This window comes from Salinicola salarius (assembly GCF_003206135.1).
Classification (GTDB): domain Bacteria; phylum Pseudomonadota; class Gammaproteobacteria; order Pseudomonadales; family Halomonadaceae; genus Salinicola; species Salinicola salarius.
On the sequence record NZ_PZJT01000023.1, the window covers coordinates 20,010 to 35,482 of the forward strand.

Here is a 15,473-nt window from a genome sequence, read left to right on the forward strand (position 1 = left end):
GGCCTCGAACTGTCACGCCTTACGCCACGCGACCTCATCGCGCAGATAGACGGGAATGACCTCGTGAGGCGCACTGCCTCGCGCGCCACGCTCCCATGACGTGGCAGCCAGACGAACGAGATCCTCCGCCGCCGGTAGTTCGTCGGGGAGGGTTTGCGCCAGTGCAGCCTGTACGTCGACAGGGATGCCGGACAAAAGTTGCCAACCGCTGCCTATCCCCAACCACTCGATGGCATGGTCGGTCTTGGGCAGCCGCAGCTGCGAAGGCGGCATGACTCGCTCCTCGAGGGCAACGGTCAGAACGCCATCGAGGCAGTGATAAGCGCCCACATAGATCTCGTCCATGCGGGCGTCGAGTGCCGCGATCACATGACGGGCGTGCCATTTGCGATGGGCCGCCAGCGCCAGCGCCTCCAGGGTCGAGATGCCCATCAGCGGCAGGTCGGCACCGTAGGCGAGCCCCTGAGCGATGCCGGCAGCAATCCGCAGGCCAGTGAACGAGCCCGGCCCCTGCCCATACGCAATAGCGTCGAGCTGACCGAGCGACACCCCCGCTTCCGCCAGCACCTCGTCGACCATCGGCAACAACAGGCGCGTATGCTCGCGCGGGGCGATTTCGAAACGCTGAACGATGAGCTGGTCCCGAATCAGCGCACAGGAACAGGCAGTGGAAGAGGCGTCCAGCGCCAGTAACGTCGGCATCGGCTTCTCGGAGAGTGGCAGCAAAAAGAAGTCGGCGAGTATATCGCCATCAGGAGATCAAAACGATCGCTCCGCCAGAAGGCGGAGCGAAAGACAGACGATCCTGCGTTCGTCTCTCAGGATTCCAGTGCGGCAAGCACCTGATCGCGAATCTCGTCGACGCTGCCGACACCCGCGATGCGATGATAGGCCGGCGCGGCTTCGGCATCCTTCGCCGCCCACTCCTGGTAATAGCCGATCAGCGGTTCGGTCTGATCGTGATAGACGGAGAGACGATGACGCACGGTCTTTTCGCTGTCGTCGTCGCGCTGGATCAGCGGTTCGCCGGTCACGTCATCCTTGCCCTCTTCCTGGGGCGGCTTGTAGTCGACGTGATAGACACGGCCGGAGTCGGGATGAACGCGACGCCCGGAGAGACGATTGACGATCTCCTCGTCGTCGACGGCGATTTCCACCACATGGTCTAGCTTGATGCCGGCATCCTTCATCGCATCCGCCTGCGGCAGGGTGCGCGGGAAGCCGTCGAACAGAAAACCGTTGGCACAGTCGGGCTGCGCAATGCGTTCCTTGACCAAGGCGATGATCAGATCGTCCGACACCAGGCCGCCGCTGTTCATCGTCTCCTTGACCTTGAGCCCCAGCTCGCTGCCTTCCTTCACCGCGGCGCGCAGCATGTCGCCGGTGGAAATCTGCGGGATGTGGAAATGCTCGCAGATGAACTGGGCTTGGGTACCCTTGCCAGCGCCAGGGGCGCCCAAGAGGATCAAACGCATTGATACAGCTCCTTGAAGTGAAGAATGGTATCGATTTTCAGACCGGCAGCGGCGTTAAAGGCGCAACGCAGACGACACTGTCAATGGCTCAAGACGATACCTGCCGATCGGTTGGCGCACAAGACTCGCTTGGCCTAACACACTGTCGACACGGCGGTATGACAGAGTGCATCGACGACTTCCACCCTATCGATGTTCGCGCCGCAATCCACGAAAAATGCCAATGGCTCACGAAAAACGCCAACGGCCCCCGAAGGAGCCGTTGGCGTTCGATGGATCCGCTCGCTGAATCAGACCAGCATACGGCGGATATCGGACAGCACCTGTGCCAGGAAGGCGGTAAAGCGTGCCGCATCGGCACCGTTGACCGCCCGGTGGTCATAGGAGAGCGACAGCGGCAGCATCAGCCGCGGCGCGAACTCGCTGCCATTCCAGACCGGCTTCATCGACGACTTGGAGACACCCAGAATCGCCACCTCCGGCGTGTTGACGATCGGCGTGAAGGCCGTGCCCCCGATCGAGCCCAGGCTCGAGATGGTGAAGCTGGCACCGCTCATCTCCTCGCGAGACAGCTTCTTGTTCTGGGCCTTCTTCGCCAGCTCGACCGACTCCTTGGCCAGGTCGATCAGCGACTTCTTGTCGGCGTCGCGAATCACCGGCACCATCAGCCCATCCGGCGTATCGACCGCCACGCCGATGTGCACGTAATGCTTGATGATCAGCTTGTCGCCGTCCGGATGCAGGCTCGAGTTGAACTGCGGGAACTTGCGCAGCGCATAGGCACACGCCTTGATCATGAACGGCAGCGGCGTCAGCTTGGCACCCTGAGACTCCGCCTCGGCCTTCATCGACTTGCGGAAAGCCTCGAGCTCGGTGATGTCCGCTTCGTCGAACTGCGTGACGTGCGGCACATTGAGCCAGCTGCGATGCAGGTTGTTGGCACCTGCCTTCATCAGACGACTCATCGGCTTCTCTTCGATCTCGCCGAACTGGCTGAAATCGATCGCCGGCACCTGCGGAATGCCCGCCCCACCGGTGGCCGCTGCAGGCGCAGCACCGCCGCCGCTCTTGCGCTGCTTCATCACCTGCTTGACGAAGCCATCGACATCATCCTTCAGGATGCGGCCCTTGGGACCGGAGCCTTTGACCTCGCTCAGCTCGACTCCCAACTCGCGAGCCAGCTTGCGCACGGCTGGCCCAGCGTGAACGTGGGCGCCTTCGGTCTTGTCGTCACCATGCTTGTGACGGGCTTCCGGGCTCGGTTCACCGCTGACGTCCTTCTGCGGCTTGGCGTCGGACTGCTTGCCGGCGTCGGATTTGGCCGGGGCCGGCTTCGATTCACCGCCCTTCTTGGCACCGCTTTCGGCCGGCTTCTTCGCCGGCTTCTTGGCGCCCGCCCCCGGAGCGCCGGCCACCTCGACATAGCCGATCAGGTCGCCTTCCGAGACACTGTCGCCTTCCTTGACCGACACTTCGACGACCTTGCCCTTGTAAGGGCTCGGCACGTCCATGGAGGCCTTGTCGGACTCCAGCGTGATCAAGGTGTCTTCTTCGTTGATCTCGTCGCCTTCGCTGATCGCGACCTCGATGATCTCGACGCCTTCGCTGCCACCGATGTCAGGGACGCGAATTTCCTTGCGGCCACCTTCGTCACCGCCTTCTTCTTCGCCCTGATCTTCGGCGTCCTGTTCCGCGCTGCCCTGTTCCTCGGCACCGTCGGTGCTATCGGATTCCTCTGTCGAGGCAGTTTCGTCGGCGTCGTCTTCATCGTCGCCTTCGCCGGCGATTTCCATGGTGCCGATCAGGTCGCCCTCGGAGACGCTATCGCCTTCCTTGACCGACAGCGAAACGATCTTGCCGCTGTAGGGGCTCGGCACGTCCATGGAGGCCTTGTCGGACTCCAGCGTGATCAAGGTGTCTTCTTCGCTGATCTCGTCGCCTTCGCTGATGGCGACTTCGATGATCTCGACACCTTCGCTGCCACCGATGTCCGGCACCTTGATCTCGACGGTACGCTTGCCGCCGCCGGAAGACTTTTTCGACTTTCCGTGCGGCTTTTCCGATTTCTCGGCTTCGCCGCTGGCATCGTCGGTTTCGGCTTCTTCGGCACTCTTGCCGGAGGACGCTTCTTCGGCGTCATCCTGGCCAGCGTCGTCACCCTCGCCTTCCGCTTCGAGCTCGAGGATGTCGTCGCCTTCGGAGACGGTGTCGCCTTCCTTCACCAGAATCTTGACGACCTTGCCGCCTTTCGGCGCGGGAACGTCCATGCTGGCCTTGTCGGATTCCAGCGTGATCATGGTGTCTTCGGCGGAGATGACATCGCCGACGCTCACCGCGATCTCGATGATTTCGACATCGTCGCTGCCGCCGATGTCGGGAACTTTGATGATTTCGCTACTCAAGGTCGCGCTCCTTTATCATCTGTCGACCTGCCCGGGGGCAGGTCGACTCACTCAGGCAATCTGGCTACCGCCCCGCAGGGCGGCAGCGCCTTGACGTGATACTCCGGTCCAGACCAACCGCAGGGCTCAAGACAACAGAGGGCTGGGCTTGGCGGGATCGATGCCGTACTTCTTCATGGCATCGTTGACGACCTTGACGTCGATTTCGCCGCGTTTGGCCAGCGCACGCAGTGCCTGAATCGTCACGTAGTAGCGGTCGACTTCGAAGAAGCGACGCAGCTGCTCACGGGTATCCGACCGGCCGAAGCCATCGGTTCCGAGGACATGGAAGTCGGTCGGCACCCAGGCGCGGATCTGATCGGCGTAGAGCTTCATGTAGTCGGTCGAGGCGATGACCGGCCCTTCGACACCGTCGAACTGCTGGACGACCCACGGCTTCTCGCGCTTCTCATCGTAGTCGAGGAATTGCTGGCGATCGTATTCCAGCGCTTCGCGACGCAGTTCGTTGAAGCTGGTCACGCTCCAGACATCGGCCACCACGCCGTGGTCTTCCGCCAGCAGCTCGGCCGCCGCTTCGACTTCGCGCAGGATAGTGCCGCTGCCCATGAGCTGAACCCGCGGCGCCTTCTTCTTGCCGGCGTTCTCGCCCGACTTGAGCAGATACATGCCGCGAACGATGCCCTCTTCGCTACCTTCCGGCATCTGCGGGTGCGAGTAGTTCTCGTTCATCACGGTCAGGTAGTAGAAGCAGTTTTCCTTGTCCTGGAACATCCGCTTCAGACCGTCCTGCATGATGACCGCCAGCTCGTGACCGTAGCACGGATCGTAAGCGCGGCAGGTCGGCACGGTGGACATCAGGATATGGCTGTGACCGTCCTGGTGCTGCAGGCCTTCACCGTTGATGGTGGTACGGCCAGCGGTGCCGCCGACCATGAAGCCGCGCGCCTGAAGGTCACCCGCGGCCCAGACCAGATCGCCGATTCGCTGATAGCCGAACATCGAGTAGTAGATATAGAACGGAATCAACGGCAGGTGATGGTTGGCATAGGACGTGGCCGCCGCGATCCAGGCGGACATGGAACCGGCCTCGGTGATGCCTTCCTCGAGGATCTGGCCTTTCCGGTCCTCGCGGTAATACATGATCTGGCCGGCATCCATCGGCTCGTACTTCTGCCCTTCGGCGGCATAGATACCGAGCTGACGGAACATGCCTTCCATCCCGAACGTACGCGCTTCGTCGGGGATGATCGGCACGATGCGAGAGCCCAGCTGCTTGTGCTTGACCAGGCCATTGAGCACGCGCACGAACGACATCGTGGTCGAGACTTCGCGATCGCCGGTACCCTTGAGCTGCGTCGCGAACATCTTGTCGTCGAGAGCGGGGATCTCCATCGCCTCGAAGTCCGCCTTGCGCGCCGGCAGGAAACCGCCGAGCTTCTCGCGCTGGAGATGCAGGTACTTCATCTCCGGGCTGTCGTCCGCGGGCTTGTAGTAAGGGATGTCGCCGCTTTCGATCTGCTCGTCGGAAACCGGGATGCCGAAGCGATCACGGAACGCCTTCAGCGCATCGACGTCCATCGACTTGATCTGGTGGGCTTCCATGTCGGCTTCGCCGTGGCCGCCGCCCATGCCGTAACCCTTGACGGTATGCGCCAGGATGACCGTCGGCCGGCCGTTGGCATTGTTGACCGCTTCATGGTAGGCCGCGTAGACCTTCTGCGGATCGTGGCCACCGCGGTTGAGACGGAAGATCTCCTCGTCGGAGTAGCCCTTGACCATCTCGGCGGTCTCTTCGTACTTGCCGAAGAAGTTGTCGCGGGTGTACTTGCCGCCCTGCGCCTTGTAGTTCTGGTATTCGCCGTCGACCGCCTCGTCCATGCGCTTCTGCAGCATGCCCTTGGTGTCCTGCTCGAACAGCGGATCCCACAGACCGCCCCAGACTACCTTGATCACGTTCCAGCCGGCACCGCGGAAAACGCCCTCGAGCTCGTCGATCACGCGGGAGTTGCCGCGTACCGGGCCGTCGAGACGCTGCAGGTTGCAGTTGATGACGAAGATCAGGTTGTCGAGCTTCTCGCGGCTCGCCAGGTGCAGCGCGCCCAGGGATTCCGGCTCGTCGCACTCGCCGTCGCCCAGGAATGCCCAGACCTTGCGGTCCTTCATGTCTTCCAGCTCACGCGAATGCAGATACTTCATCACGTGGGCCTGATAGATCGACTGGATCGGCCCCAGACCCATGGAAACGGTCGGGAACTGCCAGTAATCCGGCATCAGATAGGGGTGCGGATAGGACGGCAGCGAATTGCCGTCGACTTCCTGACGGAAGTTGTCCATCTGCTCCTGAGTCAGACGACCTTCCAGGAACGAACGCGCATAGATACCCGGCGTCACGTGCCCCTGGATGTAGAGGAGATCACCCTTGTGGTCGCCGTTGTCGGCGCGGAAGAAGTGGTTGAAGCCCACTTCGTAGAGCGTGGCGCTCGACTGGTAGCTGGCGATGTGACCGCCCAGCCCCTTGTGCTTCTTGTTGGCCCGCAGGACCTGCACCATGGCGTTCCAGCGAATCGCCGAGCGGATCTTGCGCTCGATGAACATGTCGCCGGGAATCTTGGCTTCACGATGCTTGGGGATGGTGTTGCGGTGCGGCGTGGTACCGGAAAACGGCGGTGAAGAGCCATCGCGACGCAGGCGGTCCGCCAGCCGACTCAGAATGTATCGAGCGCGCTCTTCGCCCTCATGCTCGACGACCGAAGCCAGGGAATCCAACCACTCCGTGGTTTCGACCGGATCGAGATCTTCTCGTGTCTCCAGACTCATAGACAACTCTCCGAATGGGAAAAGGTTTGCCATTCGCCCGACCGGGGCGGGTAGCCGCAGCGGGGCTTGGGAATATGCGCTCTTCGGTGCCGGCACGGCTCTTTTGGGGCCGTTTTCCGAGATTTATTGGCCGTAATGAAATTACAGCAGGCGTGCGTGACGCGAGAAATCAGGCGAAGAAGATACCGCAAACGCCCGCATCTGCCAATTCGCGGACACATCGATTGTGCTAGAGGCGGCGCGTAAATGCCCCAACTTCAGCGACTTGAAGGTCAATCTCGCCCAGGAAGCGAGTACCGTTCCTGTAGCCAAATGCCCAACGTCAGGATCGCAGGCAATCCATGCGCACGACACCCCCCACAAAAGCATAGCATTCAAACGATCTCCGCCAGGCAACGCCGCAGATAGGCCCAGTCGAACGCAGGGCCGGGATCGGTCTTGCGCAGCGGCGCAATGTGCGCGTGGCTGGTAATCCGCGCGCTCGAGATCGCGGGATAGCGCTGCTTCAGCGCGCCCAGAACCCTCGCCAGCGCACGGTACTGCGCCTCTCGATAGGGTATCTCGTCAGTGCCTTCGAGTTCGATGCCGACCGTAAAGTCATTGAGCCCTTCGCGCAGCTGCCTCTGGCGCTGGATGAGAGACTTCCCCTGGCGCGGCAGCCTTTCATCCAGCCAGCGTGACTTGCCGGCATGCCAGGCACGTCGGTCGAACGGCACGAACTGGACACACTCGCCATCGCGCCGAATCAGCAGGTGCGCCGAGACCCGCAGCGAGGCGATCGCAGCAAAGGCCGGATGCGCCTTCGGGTCCAGCGTATTGGTGAACAACCGTTCGATGGCATCGCCGCCAAACTCCCCCGGCGGCAGGCTGATCCCGTGCAGCACCACGGCAGATATCTCGCCCGCCGGCCGCTCATTGGCGTTGGGTGATATCACCCGGCGAGCGGAGCCCAGCCAATGGCCATCGATCACGGCGCTGTCGCCACCCCCGACGTTCTGATATTTCATGACTCCCCTCCGCCCTGCCCCAGCCGCTCATCGCGCGGACTGATGCCGAAATGATGGCGATAGGCGGTAGAAAAATGCGCCCCCGACGAGAATCCGTGGGCCAGCGCGATCTCCCCCACCGCCTGGTCGCTTTCACGGAGCAGCCGGCGCGCCTGTTGCAGGCGCAGGTTCAGATAGTAACGGCTGGGCACGGCCTGCAGGTGCTTCTTGAACAACCGCTCCAGCTGGCGGCGCGACAGGCCCAGGTGCGCCGACAGTTCATGCGTGGTCAGCGGCTCCTCGATGTTGGCCTCCATCAGCGCCACGGCATCGATGAGACTCTGCGGCGCGTGCCCCAGACGCGAGCGCAGCGGCAACTGCTGCGGCTCGTCGGCCATGCGAATCCGCTCGCAGACGAAATGCTCGGAGATCCGCTGCGCCAGCCTGGCGCCCTGCTGCTGCCCGATCAGCGTCATCAGCATGTCCATCGCCGCGGTACCGCCGCCGCAGGTGAGGCGGTCACGGTCGATCTCGAACAGCTGATGCGAGACATGGATCGTCGGGAACGCCCGCATGAACGCATCGGCACTGGCATAGGGGATCGAGGCCCGATAGCCATCCAGCACGCCGGCTCTTGCCAGCCAGTGGGTGCCGCCGGCGATACCGCCCAGCGTCACGCCCCGGCTCGCCAGCCGGTGCAGCCAGTGGATCAACGGCTCGCCCGCCTCTTCCGCCGCGCCCATGCCGTTCGGCGTAGGCGCGCAGACGAACAGCATGTCGAGATGGCGCGCATCGCTGCCGGCCACGCTCTCCGGCGAGAGCGCCAGTTCTGTCACGCTCTTCACCGGCCGGCCGTCGAGCCCGAACGTGGTGGCGGTATAGAGCCGCCGTTCCGCCAGCATATTGGCGATGATCAACGGCTCCATGGCGCAGGCCTGCGCCAGCAGGGAGAACCCCGGCAGCATGACGAACCCCACCTGGCGCGGGGTGCCCTGTGCATTCATGACCGATTCATGACCGATGTTTCATGCGGTGAGGTCGCGCGCGATCAAACCTGAACGACGTCGAATTTCACCAGCGGGTCGACCTCGGCATCGTAGTCCACGTCATCGCGCTCGAAGCCGAACAGCTTGAGGAACTCATGCTTGTAGCCAGCGTAATCGGTCAGCGTGAACAGGTTGTCGCTGGTGACCTGCGGCCACAGATCCTTGCAGGCCTGCTGGATATCGTCGCGCAGCTCCCAGTCGTCCAGGCGCAGACGCCCGGCTTCGTCCACTTCCGGCTCGCCATCGGCGTAAAGACGCTCGGCGAACAGGCGGTTGAGCTGGTCGATGGTGCCCTCGTGAACGCCCTGCTCCTTCATCACCTTGTAGACCATGGAGATGTAGAGCGGCATGACCGGGATCGCGGCGCTGGCCTGTGTCACCACGGACTTGAGCACGGCCACGTTGGCACCGCCGCCGGTCGCCTTGAGGCGCTGGTCGATTTCGCCGGCGGCGCGATCGAGATCTTCCTTCGCCTTGCCCAGCGCACCGTGCCAGTAGATCGGCCAGGTGATATCGGTGCCGATATAGCTGAACGCCACGGACTTGGCACCCGGCGCCAGTACGCCCGCCTTGTCCAGCGCATCCATCCACAGCTCCCAGTCCTGGCCGCCCATGACTTCGATGGTATCGGCCACTTCCTGCTCGGTCGCCGGCTCGACGGAAGCCTCGGTGATGGTGTCCTTGTTGGTATCGATGGCGGTCGCCGTGTAGGTCTCGCCGATCGGCTTGAGACTGGAGCGCTTGACTTCGCCGCTGTCCGGCAGCTTGCGCACCGGCGATGCCAGCGAATAGACCACCAGATCGATCTGTCCCATGTCTTCACGGATCAGCTCGATCGCCTTGTCGCGGACTTCATGGGAAAACGCATCGCCATTGATCGACTTGCTGTAGAGCCCCTCGGCCTTGGCGAACTTGTCGAACGCCGCCGAGTTGTACCAGCCGGCAGTGCCGGGCTTGGTCTCGGTCGCGGGCTTTTCGAAGAATACGCCCAGCGTATCGGCGCCGTAGCCGAAAGCCGCCGTAATACGCGCCGCCAGCCCGTAGCCGCTGGATGCGCCGATGACCAGCACGTTGCGAGGGCCAGCTTTGCCATCGCTCAGGTTGGCGCGGGTGGTCTCGATCTGTTCGAGTACGTTGCGCTCGCAGCCGAGCGGATGCGTCGTGGTACAGATGAAACCGCGAACCTTGGGCTTGATGATCACGTCTAACCTCGTCTTCTACTGCGAAACGGAAAGCCCGGCGAGTCTTGCCGGGAAATGGCATGGGTCGAATTCTAGCAGGTCGAATGCTATCCGGGCGCATTCTAACAGGGTGGTAAAGACGAACTCGCTTGGCCAGCTATGATCCAGTTCGCAGCGCGCCGTTATTCGACAACCAGCGCCCAAGCTTGTCTCGCCGCTGCGGGTATTCGAAGATAACCACCGGCAAGCCGAGCCAGCCCAGAAAGCCCAGAAAGCCCAGAAAGCAGAGAAAGCCCCATGCACCACGAGCAAGAAATCGAAGACCTGGTCGTCCGGCGCGGCGCGCTGTGGCTGGCGCTGTCGCCGCTATGGCTCGAGCGCGAGCCGCGCGAGTCCGAATACGCCCGCATGATCCGCGAGATCGAAGCCAGCGCGCTGACGCTGCAACAGCTGGAGTGGGTCTATCGGCTGGAAATGTCGCCGGTCATGGCGCGCAATCAGCTCTCCATGGCGGGCGAATGGCGCGCGTTCGACGAAACGGCGCTGCTGACGCGGCTGGTTCGCCACAACCGCAAGCTCGGCGGCTGGCGCAAGGCCCTATGGTCGCTGTTCTCGGGATTGACCACGATGATGAGCCGGCCGCGCTTCAATGAACTGGCGATCCGGGTCATGGTGGCCCGAGGCGAACGCCCGCCCGGCTAGCGATACCCAAGGGTGCGCCGACTCAAGCCGAGAACGGCGTTTCCAGCGCGTCCTCGATGGCATGACGCAGCGATCGCGGCGCGGCGCGCGGCCCGAAGCGACGGATGACCTGCCCGTCACGCCCCACCAGAAACTTGGTGAAATTCCACTTGATCGGCGTACTTCCCAGCACGCCGGGGGCGTGACGTCGCAAATGCACGAACAGCGGATGTGCCTCGCGCCCGTTGACCTTGATCTTTTCCATCATCGGAAACGTGACCGCGTAGCGCTGTTCGCAGAACGTGGCGAACATGGCCGAGGATTCCGGCGACTGGCGTCCGAACTGGTTGCAGGGAAACGCCAGTACGGTGAACCCCTGGTCGCGATATTGCCGATAGAGCTTTTCCAACCCCTCCATCTGGGGCGTGAACCCGCAGCGGCTGGCAACGTTGACGACCAGCAGCACCTGGCCGCGCAGCGCGCGCAGATTGAAGGGTTCGCCGGCGTGTGTCCGGCAATCTTGCGTATATAACGACATCGATGAGTCGACCCGAGAAACGCTAGTGTCAAATCGTTGGGACCGAAGCGCGAGCGCAAGGCATCGCGCTTTCTCTGCACATCCCTCTGAACACGGTGGCTGATCAGAAAGCCGGTCCGGCCAAGGATTCAGGAAGCCGGTCCGGCCAAAAGAGTGCCACGCCAGCCGCGACTTCACCAGTGATCGAGCGAGACGGCCTTCGACAATGCCACCCGCGTGTCCGGCGTCGCCTTTTCCAGCGCCAGCGCCTCCGGGATCGGCAACCAGCGCACGGCGGCGACCTCCTCCGGCTGCAGGCGAAGCGGCCCGTCGTAATTAACCCAGTAGAGGCTGCCGTAGAGATTCAGCCCGGCCTCCTGGAACATGAATTCGCCACCGGACATCAGCTTGACGCCGCGAATGCCGAGTTCCTCGAACAGCTCCCGCCGCGCCGCCGGCCGGGACGCCTCGCCCGCCCCCACCACGCCGCCCGCGGCCAGGTCGAACCAGCCCGGATGCGTCTCCTTGATCGATGTTCGCTCCTGCACGCAGATTTCGCCTTTTCCATTGCGCACGATGATGTATGTCGCCCGATGCCAGCAGTTCAACCGCCGCATCGTGGCTCGCGAGACGCTGCCGCAGGGCCGGTTGCGCGGATCGACGAGCTGGACCTGCTCGTCCGCGATGATCCGCTTATTCATGGAAAGCGGGCTCATTGAACACGGACTCGTTGAAAACGGGCTCATGGAAAACCTGCCTGTAGAAGAGCGGAACCGCAGCGTATCACGGGTGGCTTCGACCCGGTCCACTGGCGGTACGAGTGGCGCCGTCGGCATGCCGCATTGGTCGAAGGAAGCCCACGGCGCCGAATGTCCGGTTTATGCTCGAGTCAGCCCACTCGGAGAATTCACATGGCCGACTATGCACCCCGCACCGAACTGACCACGCACCGGGTCGAGAATCAGCCAGCCCCCGAGCCCGAACGCGACCTGTGGCGAGACGATCGCCCATTGCGCGAGGCGGTGTCGCACTTCGCACCGGACTGGGTGAGCGAGCGTCTGGCCCCGCTGGGCCAGCGCCTGGGCTCGGCAGAAGTCGAACGCTGGGGCGAGCAGGCCAACCGATTCCCGCCCCAGTTGCACGCCTTCGACCGTCATGGGCGGCGCCTGGACGAGGTCGACTACCACCCTGGCTATCACGCACTGATGGCGCTCGCGATTGGCGAGGGCTGGCACGCCGTCGCCTGGGAGCGCGAGCATGACGGCGGGCACCAGGCGCATGTCGCCGCGCTCTATCTGTTGACCCAGGCCGAACCCGGCTTCTGCTGCCCGATCACCATGACCCACGCCGCCATGCCCGTGCTGCGCCATCTGCGCGACGGCGAGGCATGGCGGACCCGGCTGCTGGGCCGAGCGTACGAACCGGCGGCCCTCCCCGCCTGGCACAAGACGACCAACACCTTCGGCATGGCCATGACCGAAAAGCAGGGTGGCAGCGACGTGCGCCGCAACAGCACGCGGGCGCGGCCGGTCGCGTCGCCCGGCCCCGGCGAATGGTATCGGCTCGAGGGGCACAAGTGGTTCTGCAGCGCGCCAATGTCGGACGCCTTCCTGACGCTGGCCCAGACCGACGATGGGCTCTCCTGCTTTCTGGCGCCGCGATTCACGCCGGAGGGCCAGCGCAACGCCATCGAGATTCAGCGGCTCAAGGACAAATGCGGCAATCGCGCCAACGCCTCGGCGGAGATCGAATACGTCGGCGCCTGGGCACAGCTCGTCGGCGAGCCCGGTCGCGGCGTGCCGGCCATTCTGGAAATGGTGCAGCAGACGCGGCTCGATGCCGCCACCGCGCCGGCGGGCATGATGCGTCAGGCAGTAAGAGAAGTCTGGAACCACGTGCAGAAGCGACAGGTCTTCGATCGCCGGCTGGCCGACCAGCCCCTGATGCAGCGTGTCGTCGCCGACCTGGAGATCGAAACCGAGGCCAGCCTGCTGCTGGCGATGCGAGGCGCCCGTGCCATGGACCGTGCCGCGGACGACGAGCATGAAGCCGCCCTGGCACGCCTGCTCCCCGCGCTGGCCAAGTTCTGGCACAACAAGCGCGGCCCCGCGTTCATGGCCGAGGCGATGGAATGTCTCGGCGGCATCGGTTACGTCGAGGAAACGCCGCTGGCGCGGCTCTATCGCGAAGCCCCGGTCAACTCGATCTGGGAAGGTTCCGGCAACGTCATCTGCCTGGACGTGCTGAGAATCCTGGAACGGCACCCGGCCAGCATCGAAGCGTTGCAACGGGAACTCAACCTGGCCCGGGGCCACCATTCCGCCTTCGATGCCGCCGTCGACTCGCTCGGCGATCGACTGACGGCCAGCGCCGAACGGCTGCAGGCCGAGGCGCGCTGGCTAGCGCAGAGCATGGCGCAGACGCTGCAGGCCGCCCTGCTGATTCGTCATGCTCCTCATGCCATCGCCGACACCTTCTGCACCACGAGGCTTGCCAGCGCGTCGCCGATTTTCGGTGTACTGCCGGCCAACGCTCCCGTGCCCGCGATCCTCGAGCGTCTGAAGGAAAGTGTCTGAATGAAAAGGAAAGCGTCTGAATGAAGTGAGCCGCCCGGACGCAGACTCAGCCCAGCGCCACACGAGCCGCCAACCCCAGCAGGACGATGCCCGTCAGGCGGTGTATCCACGCCGCGTGTCGCTGCAGCCACGGCAGCACGCGGGAGTGGGATAGCAACAGCGCCACCAGCACGTACCAGCCGCCGTCCACCAGCGTGGCGGTGGCCACGATCAGCCAGCGCCCGGCCATACTCAGATCGGCGCTGACGAACTGACTCAACAGTGCGACGAAGAACACGATCAGCTTGGGATTGCCCAGCGCCACCAGCAGGCCATCGCGCATGGCGCGGCGCCAGTCGCTCGCCCGCTCGGCAACGTTGAAGCCGCCGTTACCGCTGGCCCGGAGAGCCTGAATGCCCATCCAGGCCAGATAGAGCGCGCCGCCCCAGGTCACCAGCCGATACAGCCAGGGCTGGTGAACGATGACCGCCGCCAGCCCCAGCACGGTCAACCCCGCGTAGAGACCGACCCCCAACGCATGGGTGACACCGGCGATCACGCCACACCAGCGGCCGCCACCGACCGTGTTCTGCATGACCATGGCCAGGCTGGGACCCGGCGACATGGCACCCAGAGCGCAAACCGCCAAGAGAGACAACCAGAGTTGCAACGACACGTCGACTTCCTGTTTCCGCCATTGAAATCCGCGCATCGACTATACCTGACGCTTGCCGCCCGGCCGACTCCGCGAGGCACCGACCAACGAGCGATCGCAGGATTTCCGGCGGCACGGGCACTTTACAGCGTCTACGCTGTCATACGCACTCAGGCCCATAATCCATCAGGGAGGTGAAACATGAGCCTATTCAAGCGTGAAGACCGTGAAGCCCGTACCGATCGCATTCGTGCCGATCTGGACGATATCGGCGATCAGGCCCAGGCACTGGGACGTGACCTGCGAGACGACACACAAGACGCGATCGAAGAGGCACGACTGCAGAGCGAAGCGCAATATGCTCGCATGGCGGACCAGGCCCGCCAGCGCAATCGCCGGGTCAAGCGTTCCGCCAATCAGTCGGTCAACGAGTGCGACCGTTACGTGCGTGAACATCCGTGGTCCAGTATCGGGGCAGCCACGCTGGCTGGCGCCGTGATCGGCTTGTTGATCGGCCGCCGCTAGCCTGTCCGACGCCCCGCCATGCGGGGCGTTCTGCTTCCTGTTCATGCCTAAACCATAGTTTCAATCTTTAACTGCTATTAAACATTCCAATCAAGGCTGTGGAAACTTGAGAACGATAGTCGTTTAATCGCATGACACCTGAATTCAGGAGACCGAGATGAACGCTAACAAGTGGCAAACGATCGATGTCAAAAACATCGATAAATCAGCGAGATCACTGCACGCCTGCTCACTGGATCCGTCCATTCGCTGCCTGGCGGAATTGCGCGCTTCGCAGATCAACGGTTGCTTGAGCTGCACTCATTTCCGTCGCGAGCAGGCCGAAGCGCTGGGTATCTCCCCCAGCAAGCTGCAGGCGCTGGCCGCTTGGGCAGAGTCCGACGAGTTCAATGAGCGCGAAAAAGCCGCACTGGCCTGGTGTGAGTCCTTCACCCACTTTCGTCCCGCCAATCCGGCCACGCGCAAACTGGCGCTGAATGCGTTCTCCCCGCGGGAACTGGCGGATCTGACCATGGCGATCGAAATGACCAGCGCACTGAGCCGCGCCACGCGCCGCGCAGCGGTCTAGCAGGACTCGACGCCAAGCTTCATCTCGGCTCGCTCTCGTCACCACGGGAGCGAGTTTTGGCGTTT

14 protein-coding genes are annotated in these 15,473 nt (G+C 63.3%); 4 read left to right on the plus strand and 10 right to left on the minus strand.

Going from position 1 to position 15,473, the window contains the following annotated elements; translation table 11 throughout:
- Window positions 1-12: 12 nt before the first annotated feature.
- The 7 genes from tsaB to fabV form a co-directional block, all read right to left on the minus strand.
- The gene (tsaB, locus tag DOM32_RS16680; RefSeq protein WP_071230269.1) at window positions 13-702 is read right to left on the minus strand and encodes a tRNA (adenosine(37)-N6)-threonylcarbamoyltransferase complex dimerization subunit type 1 TsaB; all 690 of its coding nucleotides are present in this window, start codon (window positions 700-702) and stop codon (window positions 13-15) included.
- A gap of 116 nt (window positions 703-818) precedes the next feature.
- Window positions 819-1,475 (minus strand): adenylate kinase, encoded by a 657-nt coding sequence (adk, locus tag DOM32_RS16685; RefSeq protein WP_071230268.1) that lies wholly within the window; start codon window positions 1,473-1,475, stop codon window positions 819-821.
- Window positions 1,476-1,765: 290 nt separating this feature from the next.
- Window positions 1,766-3,877, minus strand: a complete 2,112-nt coding sequence (aceF, locus tag DOM32_RS16690; protein WP_110636648.1) for a dihydrolipoyllysine-residue acetyltransferase — start codon at window positions 3,875-3,877, stop codon at window positions 1,766-1,768.
- 126 nt (window positions 3,878-4,003) lie between these two features.
- Window positions 4,004-6,694 (minus strand): pyruvate dehydrogenase (acetyl-transferring), homodimeric type, encoded by a 2,691-nt coding sequence (aceE, locus tag DOM32_RS16695; RefSeq protein ID WP_110636651.1) that lies wholly within the window; start codon window positions 6,692-6,694, stop codon window positions 4,004-4,006.
- Between the two features lie 374 nt (window positions 6,695-7,068).
- Window positions 7,069-7,701 (minus strand): 1,6-anhydro-N-acetylmuramyl-L-alanine amidase AmpD, encoded by a 633-nt coding sequence (ampD, locus tag DOM32_RS16700; RefSeq protein ID WP_110636654.1) that lies wholly within the window; start codon window positions 7,699-7,701, stop codon window positions 7,069-7,071.
- A complete protein-coding gene (locus DOM32_RS16705) occupies window positions 7,698-8,684 on the minus strand; it encodes a GlxA family transcriptional regulator (protein ID WP_110636656.1) in 987 nt (328 codons plus the stop codon). The genes ampD and DOM32_RS16705 overlap by 4 nt, the downstream gene beginning before the upstream one ends.
- Window positions 8,685-8,728: 44 nt before the next feature.
- Window positions 8,729-9,928: an enoyl-ACP reductase FabV gene (gene fabV, locus DOM32_RS16710; RefSeq protein WP_110636659.1), complete on the minus strand. Its 1,200-nt coding sequence runs from the start codon at window positions 9,926-9,928 to the stop codon at window positions 8,729-8,731.
- Window positions 9,929-10,204: 276 nt separating this feature from the next.
- Here fabV and DOM32_RS16715 point away from each other — a divergent pair, with 276 nt between their 5' ends.
- Complete coding sequence (locus DOM32_RS16715) at window positions 10,205-10,609, plus strand: DUF7079 family protein (protein ID WP_110636662.1); 405 nt, start codon at window positions 10,205-10,207, stop codon at window positions 10,607-10,609.
- Window positions 10,610-10,631: 22 nt separating this feature from the next.
- Here the strand turns inward: DOM32_RS16715 and DOM32_RS16720 are convergent, their stop codons facing one another.
- Window positions 10,632-11,126: a glutathione peroxidase gene (locus tag DOM32_RS16720; protein ID WP_071230260.1), complete on the minus strand. Its 495-nt coding sequence runs from the start codon at window positions 11,124-11,126 to the stop codon at window positions 10,632-10,634.
- A 173-nt stretch (window positions 11,127-11,299) separates the two neighbouring features.
- Window positions 11,300-11,806: an NUDIX hydrolase gene (locus DOM32_RS16725; protein ID WP_071230337.1), complete on the minus strand. Its 507-nt coding sequence runs from the start codon at window positions 11,804-11,806 to the stop codon at window positions 11,300-11,302.
- Window positions 11,807-12,016: 210 nt separating this feature from the next.
- Here DOM32_RS16725 and DOM32_RS16730 point away from each other — a divergent pair, with 210 nt between their 5' ends.
- Window positions 12,017-13,681: an acyl-CoA dehydrogenase family protein gene (locus tag DOM32_RS16730; protein WP_110636667.1), complete on the plus strand. Its 1,665-nt coding sequence runs from the start codon at window positions 12,017-12,019 to the stop codon at window positions 13,679-13,681.
- Between the two features lie 46 nt (window positions 13,682-13,727).
- Here the strand turns inward: DOM32_RS16730 and DOM32_RS16735 are convergent, their stop codons facing one another.
- A complete protein-coding gene (locus DOM32_RS16735) occupies window positions 13,728-14,336 on the minus strand; it encodes a LysE family translocator (protein WP_071230258.1) in 609 nt (202 codons plus the stop codon).
- Window positions 14,337-14,516: 180 nt separating this feature from the next.
- On the opposite strand from DOM32_RS16735, the gene DOM32_RS16740 reads away from it, so the two are divergent.
- Together DOM32_RS16740 and DOM32_RS16745 are read left to right on the plus strand one after the other, a co-directional pair.
- Window positions 14,517-14,840, plus strand: a complete 324-nt coding sequence (locus DOM32_RS16740; RefSeq protein ID WP_071230257.1) for an ElaB/YgaM/YqjD family protein — start codon at window positions 14,517-14,519, stop codon at window positions 14,838-14,840.
- A gap of 157 nt (window positions 14,841-14,997) precedes the next feature.
- Window positions 14,998-15,408 (plus strand): carboxymuconolactone decarboxylase family protein, encoded by a 411-nt coding sequence (locus DOM32_RS16745; protein ID WP_110636670.1) that lies wholly within the window; start codon window positions 14,998-15,000, stop codon window positions 15,406-15,408.
- The last annotated feature ends 65 nt before the right edge of the window (window positions 15,409-15,473 follow it).

Coding starts and splice junctions, on each gene's coding strand:
- aceE (WP_110636651.1), bottom strand. CDS start 6,694: ATGAGTCTGGAGACACGAGAAGATCTCGATCCGGTCGAAACCACGGAG.
- DOM32_RS16745 (WP_110636670.1), top strand. CDS start 14,998: ATGAACGCTAACAAGTGGCAAACGATCGATGTCAAAAACATCGATAAA.
- tsaB (WP_071230269.1), bottom strand. CDS start 702: ATGCCGACGTTACTGGCGCTGGACGCCTCTTCCACTGCCTGTTCCTGT.
- DOM32_RS16705 (WP_110636656.1), bottom strand. CDS start 8,684: ATGAATGCACAGGGCACCCCGCGCCAGGTGGGGTTCGTCATGCTGCCG.
- DOM32_RS16720 (WP_071230260.1), bottom strand. CDS start 11,126: ATGTCGTTATATACGCAAGATTGCCGGACACACGCCGGCGAACCCTTC.
- ampD (WP_110636654.1), bottom strand. CDS start 7,701: ATGAAATATCAGAACGTCGGGGGTGGCGACAGCGCCGTGATCGATGGC.
- DOM32_RS16715 (WP_110636662.1), top strand. CDS start 10,205: ATGCACCACGAGCAAGAAATCGAAGACCTGGTCGTCCGGCGCGGCGCG.
- adk (WP_071230268.1), bottom strand. CDS start 1,475: ATGCGTTTGATCCTCTTGGGCGCCCCTGGCGCTGGCAAGGGTACCCAA.
- DOM32_RS16730 (WP_110636667.1), top strand. CDS start 12,017: ATGGCCGACTATGCACCCCGCACCGAACTGACCACGCACCGGGTCGAG.
- DOM32_RS16740 (WP_071230257.1), top strand. CDS start 14,517: ATGAGCCTATTCAAGCGTGAAGACCGTGAAGCCCGTACCGATCGCATT.
- DOM32_RS16725 (WP_071230337.1), bottom strand. CDS start 11,806: ATGAATAAGCGGATCATCGCGGACGAGCAGGTCCAGCTCGTCGATCCG.